The sequence below is a fragment of the Rahnella sp. CG8 genome, from assembly GCF_023701875.1.
Lineage (GTDB): Bacteria > Pseudomonadota > Gammaproteobacteria > Enterobacterales > Enterobacteriaceae > Rahnella > Rahnella aceris.
Map to the genome: position 1 here is coordinate 1 of NZ_JABAED010000071.1, position 1,145 is coordinate 1,145.

Here is a 1,145-nt window from a genome sequence, read left to right on the forward strand (position 1 = left end):
TGACCTGCCCCCAGGATTAGATACAACCGTCAGTTAGTAATGTCGGTTTGTTTACCTTCACATTTTCCATTTCGCCACCGTGCTGCAAACTCTGATGGCGTCAGATAATTCAGTGCCGAATGTGGACGACACTCGTTATAATCCTGCCTCCAGTCGTTAATGGTTTTCCTGGCGTGAACGATATCGCTGAACCAGTGTTCGTTCAGACACTCATCGCGAAAGCGTCCGTTAAAACTCTCAATAAATCCGTTCTGCGTTGGCTTACCTGGCTGGATAAGCCGTAGTTCCACACCATGCTCAAAGGCCCATTGATCGAGCGCGCGGCAGGTAAATTCCGGGCCCTGATCGGTTCTTATTGTCGCCGGATAGCCCCGAAACAACGCGATGCTGTCCAGAATACGCGTGACCTGAACGCCTGAAATACCGAAAGCAGCGGTGATCGTCAGACACTCCTTCGTGAAATCATCCACACAGGTCAGGCACTTGATCCTGCGACCGTTGACCAGTGCGTCCATAACGAAATCCATCGACCATGTAAGGTTCGGCGCATCCGGGCGAAGAAGCGGAAACCGTTCGGTCGCCAGCCCTTTACGGCGTCGTCTGCGTTTTACGCTCAGTCCATTAAGGTGGTAAATACGGTATACCCGCTTGTGATTGACGTGAAGGCCCTCCCTACGCAGCAACTGCCAGATACGCCGATAACCAAAACGTCTGCGTTCAAGCGCCAGCTCAGTAATACGCCCTGATAAATGTGCATCAGCAGCCGGACGCTGAGCATCATAACGGCAGGTCGACAGGGACAAACCTGTAAGCCTGCAGGCACGACGTTGCGACAGACCGGTCGCATCACACATCAACATCACGGCTTCCCGCTTCTGGTCTGTCGTCAGTACTTTCGCCCCAGAGCCACCTGAAGCGCCTCCTTATCCAGCATGGCTTCGGCAAGCAGCTTCTTGAGCCTGGCGTTCTCTTCCTCAAGCGACTTCAGGCGCTTAACCTCGGGCACCTCCATACCGCCATACTTCTTACGCCAGGTGTAAAAGGTGGCGTCGGAAATGGCGTGCTTACGGCAGAGCTCACGGGCAGAAACCCCGGCTTCAGCCTCGCGGAGGATACTGATGATCTGTTCGTCGGAAAAACGCTTC

The 1,145-nt window shown here is 54.0% G+C and carries 1 protein-coding gene; it reads right to left on the reverse strand.

What is annotated here, in order from left to right; genetic code table 11:
- Positions 1–29 precede the first annotated feature (29 nt).
- Positions 30–1,145 (reverse strand): IS3-like element ISRaq1 family transposase gene (locus tag HGO41_RS25990; protein ID WP_153376843.1). Its coding sequence is split into 2 segments (ribosomal slippage), with 1,117 coding nucleotides annotated over them: positions 30–892 and positions 892–1,145; the frame shifts between segments, so codons are not numbered across the junction. This gene is flagged as partial in the annotation.